Origin of the sequence: Caloranaerobacter sp. TR13, from assembly GCF_001316435.1 — a bacterium.
GTDB lineage: Bacteria > Bacillota > Clostridia > Tissierellales > Thermohalobacteraceae > Caloranaerobacter.
Genome location: NZ_JXLL01000042.1, coordinates 1 through 2,813, shown reverse-complemented (window position 1 = coordinate 2,813; position 2,813 = coordinate 1). Strand labels below are relative to the sequence as shown.

The following is a 2,813-nucleotide window of genomic DNA, read 5'->3' as shown; positions in this document are numbered from 1 at the left end:
TTCCAAAACTTGTTACATGGAATTTCTCTACATTCTCCACAATGTTCTAGCCCTTTATCCATTACACAGCATTCATAAAAATCACAAACATCAAGCCCTACTTCATGCAGCCAACATGGCTTACCCTTTATAGCATGACATCCCTTACAATCCTTTTCATAAATCCTGCAATCACTGCAAATGCACCCACATGCTCCAATAACTTTTTTCATAATAGATTCCCCCTTCTTTTTAATAGTAAAAAATTATCAGTTAGTTTATAATCTAGTTAAATTTTACAAAAGCAACTAACTCTCCTCTATCACATGAGTAAAAACCATTTGACTGATAAAAACCTCTAGTCTCTTCACTATCATTTGTTAATAAAACTTTTTGACGTACATCTTTATATTTGTCTAATATGAGACTCAATAGCTTTGATCCTATTCCATTTCTTTTATATGAATCCAATACCAAAATATCTTGTATATATATTATTGTTTGACCATCTCCAACCACTCTAATTAGACCAACTAATTTATTACCATCCCATGCTGATATAGTCATCAATGAAAGTTTTATAGCTTTGATAAGCTTAGATAAATCCTTAGTATATGTTGTCCAACCTGCATCTTCATATAATTCTTTTAAATCATTCTCATTAAATTCGTTTATATATTTATAATTAATGTTACGCAAATTTACTCCTCCTTTATTTTTTTCTAATAAATAAAGAATCTTCTATCTTCTTTTTACCATCCAAAACACTCCTTTTATAAAACCCTATTATAAATACAATTTACACAGGTATGATATATAACAGTCTCGCGTTAGCGAGCGACACCTTCGAACTTTACAAGGAACTGATTATGGCTGGAGCCTGCGAATACTTAATGCAGCTACTAACTCGATTAGCAAGATGGGTTTTGTTGGGAACCGCTCTGTCATGTGAAGTCAGGGCAAGCCTTCACCGTAGCCCATTCATTCTTATAACATCTAATTCTTCTGCTGAAAAAACTCCTTGATCATACAATAGCAAAAACTCTTCTGATACACCGTTTTGAAACACTATTACATCATCTGTATTCACAGTTACCTTTATACCGTTATCAAACAGTTCTCTTATTGGATGGTTCTTTATCTCCTCTACTCTGCTTAACATGTAATTGCTTGTTGGACAAATGTTCAACTGAATATTATTCCTCTGCAGGAAGTTCATGACTGATTTTGACTTGACTGCGCTAATTCCGTGTTGAATCTCGTCCAACTCCAGGACTTCGACTGTTTCTTGGATACTCTCAGCATCTCCAAATTCTCCAACATGCGCCTTCAACTTCAACCCTTTGGATTTCGCCATTCGATACAACTGTTTTAATTTGCTTGCCGGCTGGGCAAACTCATCTCCATACAAATCTACAGACTTAAAATAGTTATAATCAAGATAGGGTTCAAACCATTCGATTAGCAATTCTTGAGAAACGCTCCGATTGAACCCCAGTTCAGGAATAAAGTTTACCTCTGGTGCGTATTCTTGATGAAGTCTCTTCAGTGCTTTAATCAATTCTTCAGCCGAACCGTTATAAAGATGTCTGAAATAGACATCTATGCTCATTTCCAATTTAATTACTCCATCTGCTTTCGCTTGTATAAAAGCTGCTTCTATTGCCTTTTCAAAACCTGATGTTCCCTTCACATATGGAATGTAGTTCTTGCCAACCCAAGCTTCCATTTCTTCAATGCTTGTGATTCTCTTCGTTAACCTTGGGATCTTTTTCCCAATCCATTCTTCTATATATTTAAGATTCCCTCCCAAGATCGAGTGATTGTGTAGATCACTTTTTGGAATGCTTCTCAATTTCTCTATGTTTCTATTCTCAAGAGCTTCAATAAACTGTTTCGTGTACATTCAGATTTCCCCCTATATCAGCTTACCCAGATTTCAAATAACGTCCTAAGTGTTTGTAACGTCAACATCCCACTGGGTTTGGCGTCAGTTTTACTCTCCAAACCTTAGCTCTAATCCTTGCAAAACTGATGACAAAAGTTGATGTTGCAAACACTCTGTTAGATGGAGTAAATGCTTTTTACCCAAGTTTATATTCTATCAATTGTTTGTTTGGCTTAAATTCTAATATACCACTCTTATTTATCTTAACATTTATTGGTAACTCTAAACCTCTACAAATATTAATTGTTTTATTAACCATCTCATCATTCAAATTCATTGCTAATGTGCAATGTGGTACCCATCTGTTTGGTAGATAATAATCCCAAGCTTTACTTCGGTATTTTTTAAAACTATTATGAAATTCTGAATGAATTCCTAATAATTCTTTAGTTACAGTAGGAGCAAGATATATAACTATACTTTCTGTTACAAACATTCCTACACTCGATAAAGTTATATCAAAAGGTTTTGTTTTATATGAAAACATTTGAAGTTCTTTTTTAAAACTTTCTATTGGAATGTCTTCATAAATAGCTAAAGATATATGTGGTTTTGTACCCTTATCAATGCTAATTCCTTCCGAAGCAAGTTTGTTACAAATTTCATCTATTGTTTTTGAGCTTTCTGTATCTACATATAGTTCTATTGCATATGGCATAAATATCATCCTTTCCTATTTGATTTAATAATTCGCCTAACTCCCTTTTCACGAATTAAGGTTTGTATTATTGAATAATATAGCGGTATTTGCGAATAATTGTTCATGAAAATTTTCTTATGTATATCACAAATAAATATCTAAATATATGCACAGTTGCTTTTATTTATTCCCATTCAAATCCTTCTTCCACTAACGTGCTTTATTACAATATTTTCTTTCAAATGA

General features: G+C 33.2%; 4 protein-coding genes. All 4 read right to left on the bottom strand.

Translation table 11 applies throughout. The features are described 5' to 3' along the window. Window positions 1–212 (bottom strand): DUF3795 domain-containing protein (locus tag TR13x_RS10760; RefSeq protein WP_054871938.1); only part of this gene is annotated, 212 nt, incomplete at its 3' end. A gap of 52 nt (window positions 213–264) precedes the next feature. Further along, a complete protein-coding gene (locus TR13x_RS10755) occupies window positions 265–678 on the bottom strand; it encodes a GNAT family N-acetyltransferase (protein ID WP_054871937.1) in 414 nt (137 codons plus the stop codon). A gap of 268 nt (window positions 679–946) precedes the next feature. Beyond that, window positions 947–1,885 (bottom strand): adenosine deaminase, encoded by a 939-nt coding sequence (locus TR13x_RS10750; RefSeq protein WP_054871936.1) that lies wholly within the window; start codon window positions 1,883–1,885, stop codon window positions 947–949. Between the two features lie 178 nt (window positions 1,886–2,063). Continuing rightward, window positions 2,064–2,585, bottom strand: a complete 522-nt coding sequence (locus tag TR13x_RS10745; RefSeq protein WP_054871935.1) for a 2'-5' RNA ligase family protein — start codon at window positions 2,583–2,585, stop codon at window positions 2,064–2,066. Window positions 2,586–2,813: the final 228 nt, after the last annotated feature.